This is a genomic window from Roseococcus sp. SYP-B2431, assembly GCF_004336745.1.
GTDB lineage: Bacteria > Pseudomonadota > Alphaproteobacteria > Acetobacterales > Acetobacteraceae > Roseococcus.
Map to the genome: position 1 here is coordinate 319,502 of NZ_SJXD01000027.1, position 15,167 is coordinate 334,668.

Consider the following 15,167-nt stretch of genomic DNA (forward strand, 5'->3'; position numbering starts at 1 on the left):
GGACTCAGGAGTTGAGGTAGCTCTCCGCCGCATCCGCGAGGATGCGGATGGCGAGCACCAGATCCTCCTCCTTCGTATCCTCGCTCCAATGGTGGCTGATGCCGCCGATCGAGGGCGTGAAAAGCATCGCCATGGGCATGACGCGCGCCATGTGCTGCGCGTCATGGATCGCGCCGCTCGGCATGGGCTGCCATTGACCGTTGGCATGCTTCGTCGCCGCCCCTTCCAACGCGGATCGCATGGCCGGCGTACTGAGCGCGGCGGCCGAGCGACTCACCTGCTCGACGGTGATGCCGCACCGGTCGCGGCGATCCACTTCCCGCACGATGGAGAGCAAGGTCTCCGACATGCGGTCCATCAGCCCCTCATCTACATCGCGGAACTGGAAGGTCAGCTCCGCCTTGCCCGGAATGACGTGTGGCGAGTTGGGTTCGAGGACGATACGGGCGCAGGTCCAGACAGATCGCGGCCCCGCAACCATCGGGAAGCGCTCGTCGATCATTGCGAGCACACGCATGGCGGCTACGGCCGCATCCTTGCGCTCGGCCATGGTGGTGCCGCCGGTGTGGTCCTGGTTGCCGATGCAGGTGATGCGCCAGATGGCGACGCCCGCGATGCCGGTCACCACACCGCTCCGCAACCCGGCCTTCTCCAGCTGGGTGCCCTGCTCGATGTGCAGTTCGAAGAAACCCTTGTAGCGGGGGGGATCCAGACGCGCGCGCGGGATGCCGGCAAGGCCAGCATCGTTCAGGGCCTCGCGCAGCGGCTGGCCCGTTTGGAAGTGCTTCGCCGCCTCCAACTCGGCCTCGTCGACCTTGCCGATGAGGCTGCGGCTGCCGAGGAAGCTGCCGAAATGCGCCTCCTCGTCAGCGAAGGCGACGACGTCGACGGGCAGGCCCGCTCGCGCCAGTGCCAGGCCAGCCATGACGCCGAGCGCGCCATCGAGCCAGCCCGCCTCGTTCTGCGTCTCGATATGGCTGCCGACGAGCAGGCGCGGCCCCTCGCCCTGATGACGGCCGATGACATTGCCGATGCCATCGATGCTCGGCTCCAGCCCTACATCCGCCATGCGGTCCATGAGCCAGCGGCGGCTTTCCATGTCCTGCGGCGTGTAGGTCGGGCGGTGCACGCCCGTCTTGAACTCGCCGATCTTCCGAAGCTCGTGCAGGTCGGCGAGAAAGCGCGCGGTATCGACTTCAGCCACGAAGGAAGGCCTCCGCGGCATCGGCGAGGATTCGGATGTTCAGCGCCAGATCCTCTTCCTTCGTGTCCTCGGCCCAGTGATGGCTGATGCCGTTGATTGAGGGGGTGAAAAGCATCGCGGAGGGCATCACGCGCGCCATGTACTGCGCGTCGTGGCCGGCGCCGCTGGGCATGTGCTGCCATTGGCCGTTGGCGTGCTTGGTCGCGGCCTCGGCGAGCCTGGCCTGCATCGCGGGATCGCAGGGCGCGGGCTTGCTGCGGCTCATCGCCTCGACTGTGGAGACGGTGCGCTCCGTTCGGTTCATCTCCTGCACGACGGAGCGCAGGCAGGCCTCCAGCCGCTCCAGCGTCGGCACGTCGATGTCGCGGAACTGGAAGAGGACCTCGGCCTTGCCGGGAATGATCGAGGGCGCGCCGGGGTCCAGTGCGATGCGCCCGCAGGTCCAGACCGTGCGTGGGCCGCAGAGCATGGGGAACTCGCGGTCGATCCGCGCCAGCAAGCGAACGGCGGTGAGGCCTGCATCCTTGCGCTCTGCCATGGTGGTGCCGCCGGCATGATCCTGCATGCCTTCGATCGTGATGCGGAACTGCCAGATGGCGACGATGCCTGTCACGACGCCGGAGCGCAGATTCTGCGACTCCAACTGCGTCCCCTGCTCGATATGCATCTCGAAGAAGCCCTTGTAGCGGGCGGGATCGAGGCGCAGTCGCGACTTGCCTTCGAGGCCGGCCTCCTTCAGCGCCTGGCGCAGCGGCTTGCCGTGATAACGGTTGCTGAGCGTGTCGATCTCGACCTCGTCCAAGGCGCCGATCAGCGAGCGGCTGCCGATGAAGCTGCCGTAATGGCCTTCCTCATCGGCGAAGGCGACGACGTCCACGGGCAGGCCGGCGCGCGCCAGCGCCACGCCCGACATCACGCCCAACGCGCCATCCAGCCAGCCGGCCTCGTTCTGGCTCTCGATATGGCTGCCGACGAGCAGATGCGGGCCCGGGCCGGGATGCCGGCCGAAGACATTGCCGATACCGTCGATGGTCGGCTCCAGCCCACATTCCTTCATGCGGTCCATCAGCCAATAGCGGCTCTGCATGTCCACGTCCGAGAAGGTCGGGCGATGAACGCCGGTCTTGAACTCTCCGAACTTCCGAAGATCGTTGAGGTCCTTCAAAAACCGATCGGTATCCACCTGCGCCATGCCACGCTCCTTCGCGAAAGCGGCAGGATAGGACAGGATTTCCGTCCGACAAGGAGCACAGGCATGCCAACCATCACGCGCTACGCGACACCTGCGAGCGGACGCGCCTTCCCGCCTTTCTCGATGGCAGTCCGCCATGGCGGCACGCTCTATGTGTCGGGGCTCGGGCCATTGGATGTTCAAGGTCGTATCCACCGCGCCGACTTCGCGGCGCAGTTCGCGCAGGTGATCGAGAACCTGAAGACCGTGCTGGCCGATGCGGGCGCGGACATGACGCGCATCCTCAAGACGAGCGTGCTGCTGGTCCGCGCAACGGACGTGCCGGAGATGAACCGCCTCTACGCCGCGGCCTTCCCGGCGGAGCATATGCCCGCCCGAACGACCAGCGTGGTGGCGGCGCTGCCCGTGCCGGATTTCCTGCTGGAGATCGAGGCCTTCGTCGCGGTCGATTAATCCAGCGTGAGGCCGCCATCCACGACGATCGTCTGGCCCGTGACCATGGCGGCGCCGGCCAGCAGGAAGACGATCACCTCGGCCAGATCCTCCGGTTCGCAGCGGCGCTTGAGCAGGGCTTCGTCGATGGAGCTGGCGCGCTGCTCATTGGTCCATTCGATCATCCAGCTGGAGTTCACCGCGCCCGGCGCGACGGCATTGGCCCGGGCCTCCGGGCCCAGCGTCCGCGCCAGGTTCTTGGTCAGCGAGATCACGGCGGCCTTGGTCGCGCCATAGGCCATCGATGAGCCTGGCGCATCGAGGCCGGCGATGGAGGCGACGGAGACCAGCGCGCCGCCCGACTTCTTCAGATGCGGCGCCGCCGCCTTGGCGCAGCGGAAGACGCCGAGCAAGTTCACCTCGATCACGGCGGACCATAGCTCCTCCGTCAGCCGCTCGAGCTCCGAGGGCGCGATGGTGGTGCGCGTGCCGGGCGTGCCGGCATTGTTCACGAGGTAGTCGAGCCGGCCGAGATCCTTCACCGCCTGCTCGATCATGCGCGGGCCGTCCGCCGCATCGCCGACATTGCCGGGCGCGGAGAGAACGTCGAGGCCCTCGGCCCTCAGCGCCTCCACCCGATCAAGGCCCCGCGGATCGTCGGCCAGATGGTTGATCGCGACCTTGCAGCCGTTCCGCGCCAACATGCGAACGGTGGCGAGGCCGATGCCCGAGGCGCCGCCCGTGACAATGGCCGTCTTGCCTTTCAGCTCGTAGCGGATCATGCGTCGTTCGCCTTCACGTCGAAGCCCGCCATGAAGCCGATGCCGCGAAGGCTCTGCTTGAGCTTGATGAGGCGCCGGTCGCGCTCCTCGAAAAGCTCGGCGGGCGGCTTTCCGCCCCAGTCGTAATAGCCCTTGCCGTCGAAGACGCCGGCTTCGCCCTTGGCGACCAGCGCGTCCATGCTCGGGCTCGTGCCCGGCGCCGGCGGCGTGTAGGTGCCGTTGCGCGCCGCGTGCTGCAGCATGCGCAGCCCGGTGAAGTCCGCCTTTGCCATGACCCCGATGATCTGAAGCCGAAGGCCGATGCCATGGATCACGGCCGCGTCGATCTCCTGCGCGGTGGCATAGCCATTGTCGATCAGGAACTGCACCTCGGCCTGCACGGCCGCCTGGATGCGGTTCGCGACATAGCCCGAGATGAACTTCCGCATGACGATCGGCACCTTGCCCATCGCCTCCACGACCGACTTCACCTCCTGCAGCACGGCCTCGTCGGTCTCGGCGTTCGGGACGAGGTCGACCAGGTCGACCAGATAGGGCGGCGTGTACCAATGTGCGATCAGCGCGCGCTTCAGCCGCGACGGCGGCATGAGGGGGAAGACGTCGAGGTAGCTGGTATTGCTGGCCCAGATGGCGTCGGCCGGGGCGCAGGCGTCGAGGCGCTGGTAGAGGTCGGTCTTCGCCTCGGGATTTTCCACGATGGCCTCGACGATCAGTTCCGCGCCGTCCACGCATTCCTCCAACGAGGCATGGCGCGTGCAGGCCTGGGCGAGTTGCGCGCTGCCCCAGCCCTTCGGGGCCTCGCCGACCTCCTCGAGCGTGGCGAGCGCCTTCTCCATCAGGCCCTGGGAGCGGGCGAGCGTGGCGGAATCGGAATCGGTCAGCCGGACGCGATGCCCGCCCATGGCGAAGACCAGAGCCAGCGCATGGCCCATGGTGCCCGCCCCCAAGACCGCGACGCGCAACTGCTTTGCCATTCCGTCCTCCCCGGATTTTCTGGTGGGAGGGTGTCGCGCAGGCGGGCGACGGTCAATCGGCGGGGCGCTTCCGAAGCAGGTAGCGCTGGCGGCCCTCCATCACGAGGACGCCCTCCTGGTTGTGGACGGTGGAGGTCAGGCCGAGCACGCCCGTCGTCCGTCCGGGGGTGAGCTCATCGACCGTAAGCGTGCCGTAGAGCGTATCGCCGACGAAGACCGGATGCAGGAACTTGCTGGACTGATCGAGGAACCCCTTGAGGCTGTCCTCCATCAGGAAAGGCAGCATCCCGGCGCCGGCCGCCGTCTGGATCAATACCTGGAAGCCATGGGCGAGCATATGCGGCATGCCGCGCGCCCGGCAGAACTCCACATCGTAATGGACGGGGTGATTGTCGCCGGAAGCCGCCTGGAAGGCGAGGAAGATGGCATCCGTCATGGTGCGGCTGGGGAGGCGGAAGGCCTCGCCCATCACGAAATCCTCGAACCAGCGCTGGGGCGCAAGGCGGTGCTGCCTCGGGTCGAAACTCACAGGTACCTCATCTCCTCGTCATGCGCCTTGGCGGCCGTCGGGCGCTCGGCTGCGGGACCGAAACCGCCGCCGCCCGAAGTCTCCAGCCGCACCACATCGCCCTTCCGCAAAGGCAGGTTGTCCGTCTTGGGCGGGATCGGGCTCTCCACCCCGTCGCGGCGCAGGACGAGCTTACCCACCGCCGCCGGTCCGCCGCCGGCCAGCCCGTAGGGCGCATGGTCGAAGCGGTCCATATTGGCGGTGAAGAAGCAGCGCGGGCTGTCGATGCGCCATTCCCGCGCCAGACCCAGGCCGCCGCGGAACTTGCCCTCGCCGCCGCTGCCCTCGCGCAACCCGTAGCGCAGGATCGTGAGCGGCAGCTGCGCCTCGATCATCTCGATCGGGATATTGCTGTTGTTGTGCATGCCGCTGGCATAGGCGTTCACGCCGTCCTTGGACGGATGCGCGCCGGATCCGCCGATCTCGATCTCCACCAGCACCTCGCGCGTCTCGGCGACGGTCTGGAAGGTGGTGACGTAGCTGTTGCCGTAATAGGCGGCGGGGATCAGCTCCGGCACCGCCTGGTGCAGGGCGCCGTTCATGGTGCCGAGCAGCCGGTGCGTCACCGCCACGCGATGCGCGACGGGCGCCGGATGGCGGGCATTCACCACGAGCCCCTCGGGCGCGATCACCGTGATGGGGCGGTAGCAGCCGGCGCTCATATGCAGCGAGGAATCGGCGCAGCACATGAGGGCGAACATCACGGCGGCATTGGTGCTGGCAAGCGTGGCGTTGGTGGGCCCGGCCACCTGCGGACTGCAGCCGGAGAGGTCGACCGAGGCCAGATCGCCCTGGATGGTCACGGCGACATGCAGGCGGATCGGCTGGCCGAGGTCAATTCCGTCATCGTCCAGGAAGTCGGTGAACTCGTAGGTGCCGTCAGGCATGCGGGCAATGGCGGCGCGCATGCCGGCCTCGCTCATGTCGAGGATGCGCGCGCCCGCCTCGATCATCGCCTCCGCGCCGAAGCGTCGCGCGAGGCGCAACAGCGCGGCCGCGCCCACGTCGAGGCTTGCGAGCTGCGAGGAGAGGTCGCCCAGCAGCAGGTCCGGCTTGCGGATGTTCTGCCGGATCATCGCCCAGACGCCTTCGTTGCGGATGCCCCTGTCGAGGATCTTCAGCGGCGGGATGCGCAGCCCTTCCTGGAAGATCTCGGTGGCCTTGGCCGCGTAGCTGCCGGCCGCGAGGCCGCCCACATCGATATGGTGGCAGAGCGTGCCAACGAAGGCGATCCGCCGGCCCTCATGGAAGACAGGCTTGTAGGCAATGATGTCCGGCAGATGCTGGCCACCGCAATAGGGATCGTTGGTGACGACCACATCCCCCTCATGCCACTGCCCGCTCGGCACGAAGTTCGCGAGGATCTCGCGCAATGCGTGGCTCATGGAGTTCAGATGGCCGGGGATGCGCGCCGACTGCGCGAGATTCCAGCCTTCGGCGTCGAAGACGGCGGTGGAGTAGTCCAGCAGCTCCCGCACGATGGTGCTTCGGCTGGTGCGCCAGACGGTGACGTCCATCTCCGCCGCCGCCGCATTGAGGGCGTTGCGGATGACCTCGATCTCGATGGGGCCAAGCATCAGGCCGTCCTCCGTGCGATCAATGCCCCTTCGGGGTCGAGCCTGGCCTGCCATCCGGCCGAGATGACATGGGTGGCGAAGGCTTCCTCGACGATGGCAGGCCCTTGGACCACGTCACTCGCGTGCAGGGCCTCGCGGCGCCAGACGGGCCAGGGCGCGGCGACGCCGCCCTGCGAGACCTTGCGCGAGCCGGGCGTGGCGGGCTTGTCGGCGGCCGTGCCGGAGGTTTCCGCAGGCTTCGGCAGGCGGCCGATCGCCGACATGCGCAGCGTCACGATCTCCACCTTCTCCTCCTCGGCGGCGTAGGAGAAGCGGGCGCGGTGCGTCTCGTGGAAGCGCGCGAGCAAGGCCGGCAGGTCGGGCGCTTCGGGCCAAGGGACGAGCAGCTCGAAGGCCTGGCCGTGATAGCGCAGGTCCGCGGAGATCTCCGTCGCCCGCTGATCCTCCGGCACGCCGTCGGCGACAAGACGGGCGACGGCCTCCTCGCGCAGCGTGGCGATGGCGGCCTCGATCTCGGGCAGCGCATCCGGCTCGGCGCGGAGCAGGCGCGAGCGCGCGAGGTCCTGCACCAGCTCGGAGAAGAGGATGCCGTAGGCGGAGAGCGTGCCGGGTTCGCGCGGCAGAATGACCTCGGTGATGCCGAGCTCGTCGGCCACATCGGTCGCATGCAGGCCGCCAGCGCCGCCGAAAGAGAGCAGCGAGAAATCGCGCGGATCGAGGCCCTTCTCGAAGAGCGAGAGCCGCACCGCCGAGGCCAGCTGCACATTGGTCACGCGCAGCACGCCCTCGGCCGCGGCCTCGACGTTCAGGGCGAGCGGCGCGCCGACATGCTCGGCCACCGCGTGGCGCGCGGCGCCGATGTCGAGCGCCATGGCGCCGCCCAGGAAGAAGTCCGGATCGAGGCGGCCGAGGACCGCATTAGCGTCCGTCACGGTCGGCAGCGTGCCGCCGCGGCCATAGCAGACCGGCCCGGGGCGCGCGCCGGCGCTGCGCGGGCCGGCGGTGAGACGCCCCGACGCATCGACGGCCGCGATGGAGCCGCCGCCCGCGCCGATGGTGCGCATCTCGACCATGGGCAGGCGCACGGGCAGGCGATCAACCTCGCCCTGGGTAACGAGGCCGATGCGATGGTCCTGCACCACGCTCACGTCGAAGCTGGTGCCGCCCATGTCCACCGCGACGAGGTTGGGGCGCGCGAGCCGGCGCGACAGCCGCTCGGCGGCAAGCGCGCCGCCAGAGGGGCCGGAGAGCAGCAGCCGGGCCGGCTGCGCCGCGGCGCGGGCGAGGCTGCACATGCCGCCATTGGACTGCACCAGGAAGATGCGTGGCGAGAAGCCGCCTTCGCCCAACCGCGTCTCCAGCCGCGCCAGGTAATTCTGCACGACCGGCATCAGCACCGCGTTCAGCACCGTGGTGGAGAGGCGCTCGTACTCGCGGATCTCGGGGCTGATCTCCGAGGAAAGGCTGATCGGGATGCCGGGCAGCGCGGCCCCCACCGCCTCGGCGAGGGCAAGCTCATGCGCCGGGTTCGCATAGGCGTGCAGCAGGCCGATCGCGATGGCCTCCGGCTTCGCAGCCTTCAGCTTCTCCAGCACGGGCGCGAGATCGCCGAGCGGAAGCTCTACGCTGCCATCGGCGCGCACCCGCTCCGGCACGCCGAAGCGCAAATTGCGCCCGATCAGGCAGGGGAACGGATCCGGCGCCAGCCCGTAGAGGTCGCGCCGGAAGTGCCGCGTGATCTCCAGCACGTCCTCGAATCCGGCCGTCGTCAGCAGCACGCCGCGGGCGAGCTTGCGCTCCAGCACCGCATTGGTCGCGATGGTCGTTCCGTGCAGGAGCAGCCCCACATCGGCCAGCGCGAAGCCGAAGCGCTCGGCGGACTCGCGCACGCCGACAAGCAGGCCCTCGGACGGGTCGGCCGGCGTGGTCGGCGTCTTCCAGGCGACGACGCGGCCCTGGCGGGCATCGAAGATCTGCAGGTCGGTGAAGGTCCCGCCGATATCGACGGCGATGCGGACCGGCCGTTGTTCCATGGAGTCAATTCCAGAAGATCAGGACATCGCACGGGGCAGCCAAAGCGCGATCTCCGGGAAGACGAGAAGCAGGATCACCGCCGCGAGATAGGCGAGGAGGAAGGGCATGACGCCGATGAAGACATCGGTGATCGGCCCGGCGCGTCGTCGCATTCCCTGCAGCACGTACATCACGGTTCCATCGGGCGGGCTGATCTGCGCGATCTCGACGAGCATCGTGACGATCACGCCGAACCAGATGGGATCGTAGCCCAGGGCCACCACGATCGGGAAGATGACCGGCACGGTGGTGATGATCATGGAGAAGCCCTCCATGAAGGTGCCGAGCGCGAAGTAGAGCCCGATGATGCAGAGCATGATGGCCCAGGGCGGCAGCGGCAGGTCGGCGATCAGCGCGGCCAGCGCCTGGGGCACGTTGATGGTGGTCAGGATATAGTTCAGCAGATAGGCGCCGAAGATGATGAGCCCCAGCAGCGCCGTGTTGCGCGCCGTCGCTTCCGCCGAGGCGTGCAGCATGCGGAAGGTCAGCCTGCGTTCGATCGCTGCGAAGAACATGGCGCCAGTGACGCCCAGCGCGGCGGCCTCGGTCGGCGTCGCCCATCCGGCGTAGATCGAGCCGAGGACGAGCACGATCAGCAGCGCCGTCGGGATCAGGTCCACCAGCGCGCGGATCTTCATGGCGAGCGGCAGCCTGGGCGGCTTCTCCATGGGGTTGCGCAGGCCGTGCCAGGCGATCAGCGCCAGGAAGAGTCCCGTGACCAGGATCGAGGGCAGCAGCGCCGCGATATAGAGCGCGCCCACCGAGGTCTCGGTGATCAGCCCGTAGATGATGAAGGTGATGCCGGGCGGGATCAGGTTCCCCAATGCGCCGCCGGCTGCCAGCGAGCCCAGGACCCAGCGCTGGTTGTATTTCGTCCCCTGGAAGAAGGGCAGCGCCACCGAGCCCATGGTGGCGGCGGTGGCCACGCTCGATCCGCTGATGGCGCTGAACACCGCGCAGCTGACGATATTCGTGTGGAGCAGCCCGCCGGGCAGGCGGTTCAGCCAGACGTTCAGCGCGCGATACAATCGGTCCGACAGCCCGGCGCGCAGCAGGATCTCGCCCATCAGCAGGAATAGCGGCACCGCCACCAGCACGAAGTTGGAGGAAGGCCCCCAGAGCGTCTGGCCGGCAAAGTTCCACCAGGGGCGGTCGCTGAAGAGGAAGCCGGTCAGGAAGGCCAGGACACCCAGCACGGCGGCGATGTAGACGCCCGAGCTGAAGAAGATGACGAAAACGCCGATCAGCATCAGGATCTCGGCGATCGGCAGGGCCTGTGCCCCCGAGGCCGCGGCGAAGACGACGACGCCGAGCAGCCCCAGCAGGAAGACGATGGCGATCAAGCGGCGGAACCTCCCTCGCGCGCCATGGCCACGGCTTCCAGCGCCTCCTCCGCCTCGTCGTCGATCGTCCGCGAGCCCAGCAGCCGGTCGAGTTGGGCACCCTGGCCGGTCACGAGCGCCAGGGCGCTCTCCAGCAGCAGCACCAGCGTCATCGCGAGGAAGGCGACGAGGCCCGCAAGCCAGATGCCCTGCGGGATCACCATCGGGATGCGCAGCGCCGAATTGTCGTGCGCGTCAAACAGCGCGCTCTCGTCGAAGAGCGCATAACCCGCCCAGGCGGCAAAGGCGGCGAAGAGCGCCAGGAGCGCGAGCGAGAAGAAATGAAGCGGCGCGCGCAGCCTCACCGGCAGCCGCGTCACCAGCACGTCCACGCGGATATGCGCGCGGCAGGCCAGCGTATGCGCCAGCGCCCAGGCGATGCCGCAGGCCAGCATATAACCCGTGACCTCTACCGTCGCCGCCGAGGAGACGCCGAAGACGTTGCGCCCCACGATGTCGCCGGTGATGAAGAGGGCGCAGGCCACGTAGTTCCAGCCCGCGACCCAGGCCATGAAAGCCGCCACCGCCGCGACTCCGCGGCGGAGCTGCGTGGCGGCGCGCAGCACCCTCAGCCGCCGAACCGGACGCCCGAGAGCGGCGCGATGGTCTGGTTGTAGATCTCGCCGCAGCGCGCCCCGCAGCGGCGGACGAAGCCGGGCAGCACCACCCGCTCGAAGATGCGGCGGGTTTCCGCCTTGTCGGCGTCCGAAGCCCTCACCTCGGTCATGGGGCGCGTGGCCAGGCTGTGGATGCGGCAATTGTCGCGGTTGCCGATGGCGCAGTCGATGCCGTCGCGGGTCGCATCGGCACCGAGCTGCCACTGCGCGTCGCTCACCTGGCGGAAGGTCGCCTCGATCAGCTCGCGCACCGGCGGCTCCAGCCGGTTGAACCAGTTCAGGTTGACAATATAGGCGGCGACCGCCCAGCTCACCGGCAGGTCGCTGATATGGGTGGAGACCTCGGGCCAGCGGGCGGCAACGCCCGAGCCGGAGCCGGTGATGGCGCAATCCACCACGCCGCGCTCCAGCGCCGAATAGACCTCGGGGAAGCCGATTGAGGTCGGCTGGGCGCCCAGCGCCGTATAGAAATCGACGAGGCTGTTGCCGAAGGTGCGAATCCGGCGGCCGCGCAGGTCGGCCATCGTGGTGAAGGGCGCGCGGCAGAAGAGCACCTGCGCCGGAAACGGGTACATCGCCATGATGCGGACGCCGAAGCGTTCCAGGTCGCGGTTGGCGACCGGGGTCATGGCGTCGGCGATGCGGCGGGCCAGGGCAATGTCGGGCGCGAGGCCCGAGAGGTCCACGCCGTCCAGGATCGGCACGTCGCCCGACAGGGTGGAGAGCGTGCCGGCGCCGATCTCGGCCTGGCCGGCGCGCACGAGGCGGACGATCTCGTTGCCCGCGAGGTTCCGCTCGGCATGGCTGGCCAGCGTCACTTCGATCCGGCCGCCGCTCCGCTCGCGCAGGCCGTCACGCAGGATGCGCTGGTCGACCAGAATGAATTGTGGCTGCGTCGGCAGCGGCTGCGTGACCGCCGTGATGGCGATGCGCGGTCCTGGCGGGATGGTCTGGGCCAGCGCCGGGAAGGCGAGAGTTGCGACGCCGAGAAGGGCGGCTAGGCCGGTGTGCAGAAATGGGCGGAACATGGGGCTTCCTCCAATTCGATGGAGGCAGCATGGCACGGTCCGCGGAATGCAACACCCCGCCCTCTGCGGCAGGCCCGGCGCCCGGGGGGCCCGCTGCCTCGCCGGGCGGCAATCGGGGGAGGGTCATGCCCAAGGGTTGCGCTTGCCGGGAGCCGCCCAGGGCGAGGCGCCACGACGGGGCGCCGGCAGCGGCGGCGCCATCGGCCGGCCCGCCATCGCCATGAGGCGGGCGATGCGCTCCTCGGTCGGCGGATGGGTGGAGAAGAGCCTGTCCAGGCGAAGGCCCGAGAGCGGGTTGATGATGAACATATGGGCGCTGGCCGGGTTCGCCTCGGCCGTCTGATTCACCCGGCCGATCTTACCCTGTTCCAGCTTCGCGAGGCTGCTGGCGAGCCAGGCCGGGTCGCCGCAGATGCGGGCGCCCTCGGCATCGGCCTCGTATTCCCGCGCGCGGCTGATGGCCATCTGCACCAGCGCGGCGGCGAGCGGGCCGAGGATCATGAGCAGCAGCCCGCCGATGAGGCCAGGCCCGCCGCGCTGGTCGCCGCGGCCATGCGCCATCATGCCGAATTGCGTGAGGAAGCCGATGGCGCCGGCCAGCGTCGCGGTCACGGCCATGATGAGCGTGTCGCGGTGCTTGATATGGGCGAGTTCGTGCGCGATCACGCCCGCCACCTCCTGTTCGTTCATCAGATCGAGGAGGCCGGTGTTGACGGCGACCGCCGCCCGCTCCGGGCTTCGGCCGGTGGCGAAGGCGTTCGGCTGATCCTCGTGGATAACGTAGAGCGCCGGCATGGGCAGGCCGGCCCGCGCGGCCAGCCCCTCCACCATGCGGTAGAGCTGCGGCGCCTCGGCCGGGGTCACCGGCTGGGCATTGTGCATGCGCAGCACGACCCCGTCGCTTCCCCACCAGGCGAAGAGATTCATGCCGGCCGCGATGAGGAAGGCGATGGTCGCCCCGCCGCTGCCGCCCAGCATGTAGCCGATGCCGACGAAGAGCGCCGTCAGCCCCGCCAGCAGAATGAAGGTCCTGAACATCTTTCCTAAAGCCTCCTTTGGCCCCAGATCGGGAGGATGACCGAGGATGAAAAGCCCCCTGCCTCTCCCCCTGGCCCTTCCGCAACGCCGCGTACCGCGCCGCCGTTGACGAAGCTGGACCGGCCCAAGCGACCCTACTCCTCCCCCCAGGAGGAGGATGGCGGGCCGAAGGGTCCGGAGCCCACGCGCTACAATGACTGGGAACGGAAGGGCCGCGTCAGCGATTTCTGATGGGGCACGCAGCCGGAAACCGCTAGGGTCGGATTCCGACGGAGGGCAGACCATGCGTCCCCACATCCAGGCCTTCTTCGACCTCTCGACGAACACGGTGAGCTACCTGCTGGGCGCCCCCGCCACGCGCGAGGCCGCCATCATCGACCCCGTGCTCGACTGGGATCACAAGGCCGGCACGGCCGACACGCGCTCGGCCGAGAACATCCTGACCGCCGCCGATTCGGAGGGGTGGCGCATCACCCACATCCTCGAGACGCATGTGCATGCGGATCACCTCTCGGCCGCGCCCTTCCTCAAGGCCCGCACCGGGGCGCCGATCGGCATCGGCTCCCGGATCACCGAGGTGCAGCGGATCTTTCGGCCCGTCTTCAACCTGGAGGGAATGGCGCCCGATGGCGGCGATTTCGACCTGCGCTTCGAGAACGGGGCGCGCCTACGCCTGGGCGGGCTGGACATCGAGGTGATGCACCTGCCCGGCCATACCCCAGCCTGCATCGGCTACCACGTGCGCGTGGGCAATGCGGACACCGGCGACGTCTTCGTCGGCGACACGCTCTTCATGCACGACTATGGCACGGCCCGCTGCGACTTCCCCGGCGGCGATGCGCGCACCCTGTTCCACTCGATCCAACGGCTGCTGGCGCTGCCGCCTGAAACCCGCCTCTGGATGTGTCATGACTACAAGGCCCCGGGCCGCGACAGCTTTGCCTGGCAGAGCACCGTGGCCGAGCAGCGCGCGCACAATCCGCATGTGAGGGACGGCAAGACGGAGGAAGAGTTCGTCGCCTTCCGCACGACACGGGACGCGACGCTCGCCGCACCCACGCTGCTGCTGCCTTCGATCCAGGTGAACGTCCGCGCCGGGCGCTTTCCGCCGGCGGAGAGCAACGGCGTGCGCTATCTGAAGGTGCCGGTCACGGCGGCGGCCACGGCGGTCCTGGAATAGCGCCGCCGCGCGGGTTCGGCGATCAGACGTTGAAGCGGAAGAGCATCACGTCACCGTCGCGCACCAGATAGGTCTTGCCTTCGACGCGCATCTTGCCGGCTTCCTTGGCGCCCTGCTCGCCCTTGAGGGCGATGTAGTCGTCATAGCCGATGGTCTCGGCCGCGATGAAGCCACGCTCGAAGTCGCCATGGATGACGCCGGCCGCCTGGGGCGCGGTCATGCCCTTGGTGATGGTCCAGGCCCGCGTCTCCTTCGGGCCCACGGTGAAGTAGGTGATAAGACCGAGCAGATCGTGGCCCGCGCGGATCACGCGGTCGAGGCCGCTATCCTCCAGCCCCAGCGTCTCCAGGAACTCGCCGCGGTCGGCCTCCGCCATCTGCGCGATCTCCGCCTCGATGGCCGCGCTGACGATCACGGCGCGGGCGCCCTCGGCCTTGGCGAATTCCATCACCCGCGCGCTATGAGCATTGCCGGTGGCCGCCGAGCCTTCCTCCACGTTGCAGACGTAGAGCACGGGCTTGCTGGTCATGAGGCCGAGCTTGGAGACCGCGATCTCCTCGCCCTTGGGCACGGCGGTGCGCGCGGCGCGGCCGGCCTGCAGGGCGGCCAGGATCGGTTCCATCAGCGCGAGCTGCGCGGCCGATTCCTTATCGTTACCGCGCGCCTTCTTCTGCAGCGCCGGCACGCGCTTCTCCAGGCTGTCGAGGTCGGCCAGCATGAGCTCGGTCTCGACCGTTTCGGCATCGCGGATAGGATCGACGCCGCCGTCGACATGGGTGACGTCGCCATCCTCGAAGCAGCGGAGCACGTGGACGATGGCGTCCACCTCCCGGATGTTGCCCAGGAACTGGTTGCCCAGCCCCTCGCCCTTGGAGGCGCCGCGGACCAGGCCCGCGATATCCACGAATTCCAGGCTGGTCGGGACGATCTTCTGGCTCTTGCCGATCTCGGCCAGCTTCTGCAGCCGCGGGTCGGGCACCGCCACGCGGCCCACATTGGGCTCGATGGTGCAGAAGGGATAATTGGCCGCCTGCGCCGCGACCGTCTGGGTCAGGGCGTTGAAGAGGGTGGACTTGCCGACATTGGGCAGTCCGACGATGCCGCAGTTGAAACCCATTTC

At 68.6% G+C, this 15,167-nt stretch carries 15 protein-coding genes; 3 read left to right on the forward strand and 12 right to left on the reverse strand.

Going from position 1 to position 15,167, the window contains the following annotated elements:
* Positions 1–4: 4 nt before the first annotated feature.
* Positions 5–1,204 (reverse strand): Zn-dependent hydrolase, encoded by a 1,200-nt coding sequence (locus EJV46_RS18020; RefSeq protein WP_240782629.1) that lies wholly within the window; start codon positions 1,202–1,204, stop codon positions 5–7.
* Positions 1,197–2,396, reverse strand: coding sequence for a Zn-dependent hydrolase (locus EJV46_RS18025; RefSeq protein ID WP_131550079.1), 1,200 nt, complete (start codon positions 2,394–2,396; stop codon positions 1,197–1,199). Before EJV46_RS18025 ends, EJV46_RS18020 begins: the two co-directional genes overlap by 8 nt.
* A 63-nt stretch (positions 2,397–2,459) precedes the next feature.
* Here EJV46_RS18025 and EJV46_RS18030 point away from each other — a divergent pair, with 63 nt between their 5' ends.
* Positions 2,460–2,849, forward strand: coding sequence for a RidA family protein (locus tag EJV46_RS18030; protein WP_131550080.1), 390 nt, complete (start codon positions 2,460–2,462; stop codon positions 2,847–2,849).
* Here EJV46_RS18030 and EJV46_RS18035 read toward each other — a convergent pair.
* From EJV46_RS18035 to htpX, 9 genes are all read right to left on the reverse strand, one after another.
* Positions 2,846–3,610: an SDR family NAD(P)-dependent oxidoreductase gene (locus EJV46_RS18035; RefSeq protein ID WP_131550081.1), complete on the reverse strand. Its 765-nt coding sequence runs from the start codon at positions 3,608–3,610 to the stop codon at positions 2,846–2,848. The genes EJV46_RS18030 and EJV46_RS18035 overlap by 4 nt on opposite strands.
* Entirely contained in the window at positions 3,607–4,584 is a 978-nt protein-coding gene (locus EJV46_RS18040) for a 3-hydroxyacyl-CoA dehydrogenase family protein (protein ID WP_131550082.1), read from the reverse strand. Before EJV46_RS18040 ends, EJV46_RS18035 begins: the two co-directional genes overlap by 4 nt.
* Positions 4,585–4,636: 52 nt before the next feature.
* Positions 4,637–5,113, reverse strand: coding sequence for a MaoC family dehydratase (locus tag EJV46_RS18045; protein ID WP_240782630.1), 477 nt, complete (start codon positions 5,111–5,113; stop codon positions 4,637–4,639).
* Positions 5,110–6,729 (reverse strand): hydantoinase B/oxoprolinase family protein, encoded by a 1,620-nt coding sequence (locus EJV46_RS18050; protein ID WP_131550083.1) that lies wholly within the window; start codon positions 6,727–6,729, stop codon positions 5,110–5,112. Before EJV46_RS18050 ends, EJV46_RS18045 begins: the two co-directional genes overlap by 4 nt.
* Positions 6,729–8,762, reverse strand: a complete 2,034-nt coding sequence (locus EJV46_RS18055) for a hydantoinase/oxoprolinase family protein (RefSeq protein WP_131550084.1) — start codon at positions 8,760–8,762, stop codon at positions 6,729–6,731. Before EJV46_RS18055 ends, EJV46_RS18050 begins: the two co-directional genes overlap by 1 nt.
* Positions 8,763–8,780: 18 nt before the next feature.
* Entirely contained in the window at positions 8,781–10,145 is a 1,365-nt protein-coding gene (locus EJV46_RS18060; protein WP_131550085.1) for a TRAP transporter large permease, read from the reverse strand.
* Entirely contained in the window at positions 10,142–10,750 is a 609-nt protein-coding gene (locus EJV46_RS18065; protein ID WP_131550086.1) for a TRAP transporter small permease subunit, read from the reverse strand. The genes EJV46_RS18060 and EJV46_RS18065 overlap by 4 nt, the downstream gene beginning before the upstream one ends.
* 2 nt (positions 10,751–10,752) lie before the next feature.
* Positions 10,753–11,829, reverse strand: a complete 1,077-nt coding sequence (locus tag EJV46_RS18070) for a TRAP transporter substrate-binding protein (RefSeq protein WP_131550087.1) — start codon at positions 11,827–11,829, stop codon at positions 10,753–10,755.
* 123 nt (positions 11,830–11,952) lie between these two features.
* Complete coding sequence (gene htpX / locus EJV46_RS18075) at positions 11,953–12,867, reverse strand: zinc metalloprotease HtpX (protein WP_131550088.1); 915 nt, start codon at positions 12,865–12,867, stop codon at positions 11,953–11,955.
* 36 nt (positions 12,868–12,903) lie between these two features.
* On the opposite strand from htpX, the gene EJV46_RS18080 reads away from it, so the two are divergent.
* Together EJV46_RS18080 and EJV46_RS18085 are read left to right on the forward strand one after the other, a co-directional pair.
* Positions 12,904–13,098, forward strand: a complete 195-nt coding sequence (locus EJV46_RS18080) for a DUF1674 domain-containing protein (protein WP_131550089.1) — start codon at positions 12,904–12,906, stop codon at positions 13,096–13,098.
* 52 nt (positions 13,099–13,150) lie between these two features.
* On the forward strand, positions 13,151–14,047 hold the full coding sequence (locus EJV46_RS18085; protein ID WP_131550090.1) for an MBL fold metallo-hydrolase: 897 nt from the start codon (positions 13,151–13,153) through the stop codon (positions 14,045–14,047).
* A 22-nt stretch (positions 14,048–14,069) separates the two neighbouring features.
* Here EJV46_RS18085 and ychF read toward each other — a convergent pair whose 3' ends face one another.
* A complete protein-coding gene (gene ychF, locus EJV46_RS18090; RefSeq protein WP_131550091.1) occupies positions 14,070–15,164 on the reverse strand; it encodes a redox-regulated ATPase YchF in 1,095 nt (364 codons plus the stop codon).
* Between the last annotated feature and the right edge of the window lie 3 nt (positions 15,165–15,167).

Excerpts from the sequence above, each read along its gene's own strand:
- EJV46_RS18070 (WP_131550087.1), bottom strand. The coding sequence starts at position 11,829 with ATGTTCCGCCCATTTCTGCACACCGGCCTAGCCGCCCTTCTCGGCGTC.
- EJV46_RS18050 (WP_131550083.1), bottom strand. The coding sequence starts at position 6,729 with ATGCTTGGCCCCATCGAGATCGAGGTCATCCGCAACGCCCTCAATGCG.
- EJV46_RS18025 (WP_131550079.1), bottom strand. The coding sequence starts at position 2,396 with ATGGCGCAGGTGGATACCGATCGGTTTTTGAAGGACCTCAACGATCTT.
- EJV46_RS18030 (WP_131550080.1), top strand. The coding sequence starts at position 2,460 with ATGCCAACCATCACGCGCTACGCGACACCTGCGAGCGGACGCGCCTTC.
- EJV46_RS18055 (WP_131550084.1), bottom strand. The coding sequence starts at position 8,762 with ATGGAACAACGGCCGGTCCGCATCGCCGTCGATATCGGCGGGACCTTC.
- htpX (WP_131550088.1), bottom strand. The coding sequence starts at position 12,867 with ATGTTCAGGACCTTCATTCTGCTGGCGGGGCTGACGGCGCTCTTCGTC.
- EJV46_RS18035 (WP_131550081.1), bottom strand. The coding sequence starts at position 3,610 with ATGATCCGCTACGAGCTGAAAGGCAAGACGGCCATTGTCACGGGCGGC.
- ychF (WP_131550091.1), bottom strand. The coding sequence starts at position 15,164 with ATGGGTTTCAACTGCGGCATCGTCGGACTGCCCAATGTCGGCAAGTCC.
- EJV46_RS18085 (WP_131550090.1), top strand. The coding sequence starts at position 13,151 with ATGCGTCCCCACATCCAGGCCTTCTTCGACCTCTCGACGAACACGGTG.
- EJV46_RS18080 (WP_131550089.1), top strand. The coding sequence starts at position 12,904 with ATGACCGAGGATGAAAAGCCCCCTGCCTCTCCCCCTGGCCCTTCCGCA.
- EJV46_RS18040 (WP_131550082.1), bottom strand. The coding sequence starts at position 4,584 with ATGGCAAAGCAGTTGCGCGTCGCGGTCTTGGGGGCGGGCACCATGGGC.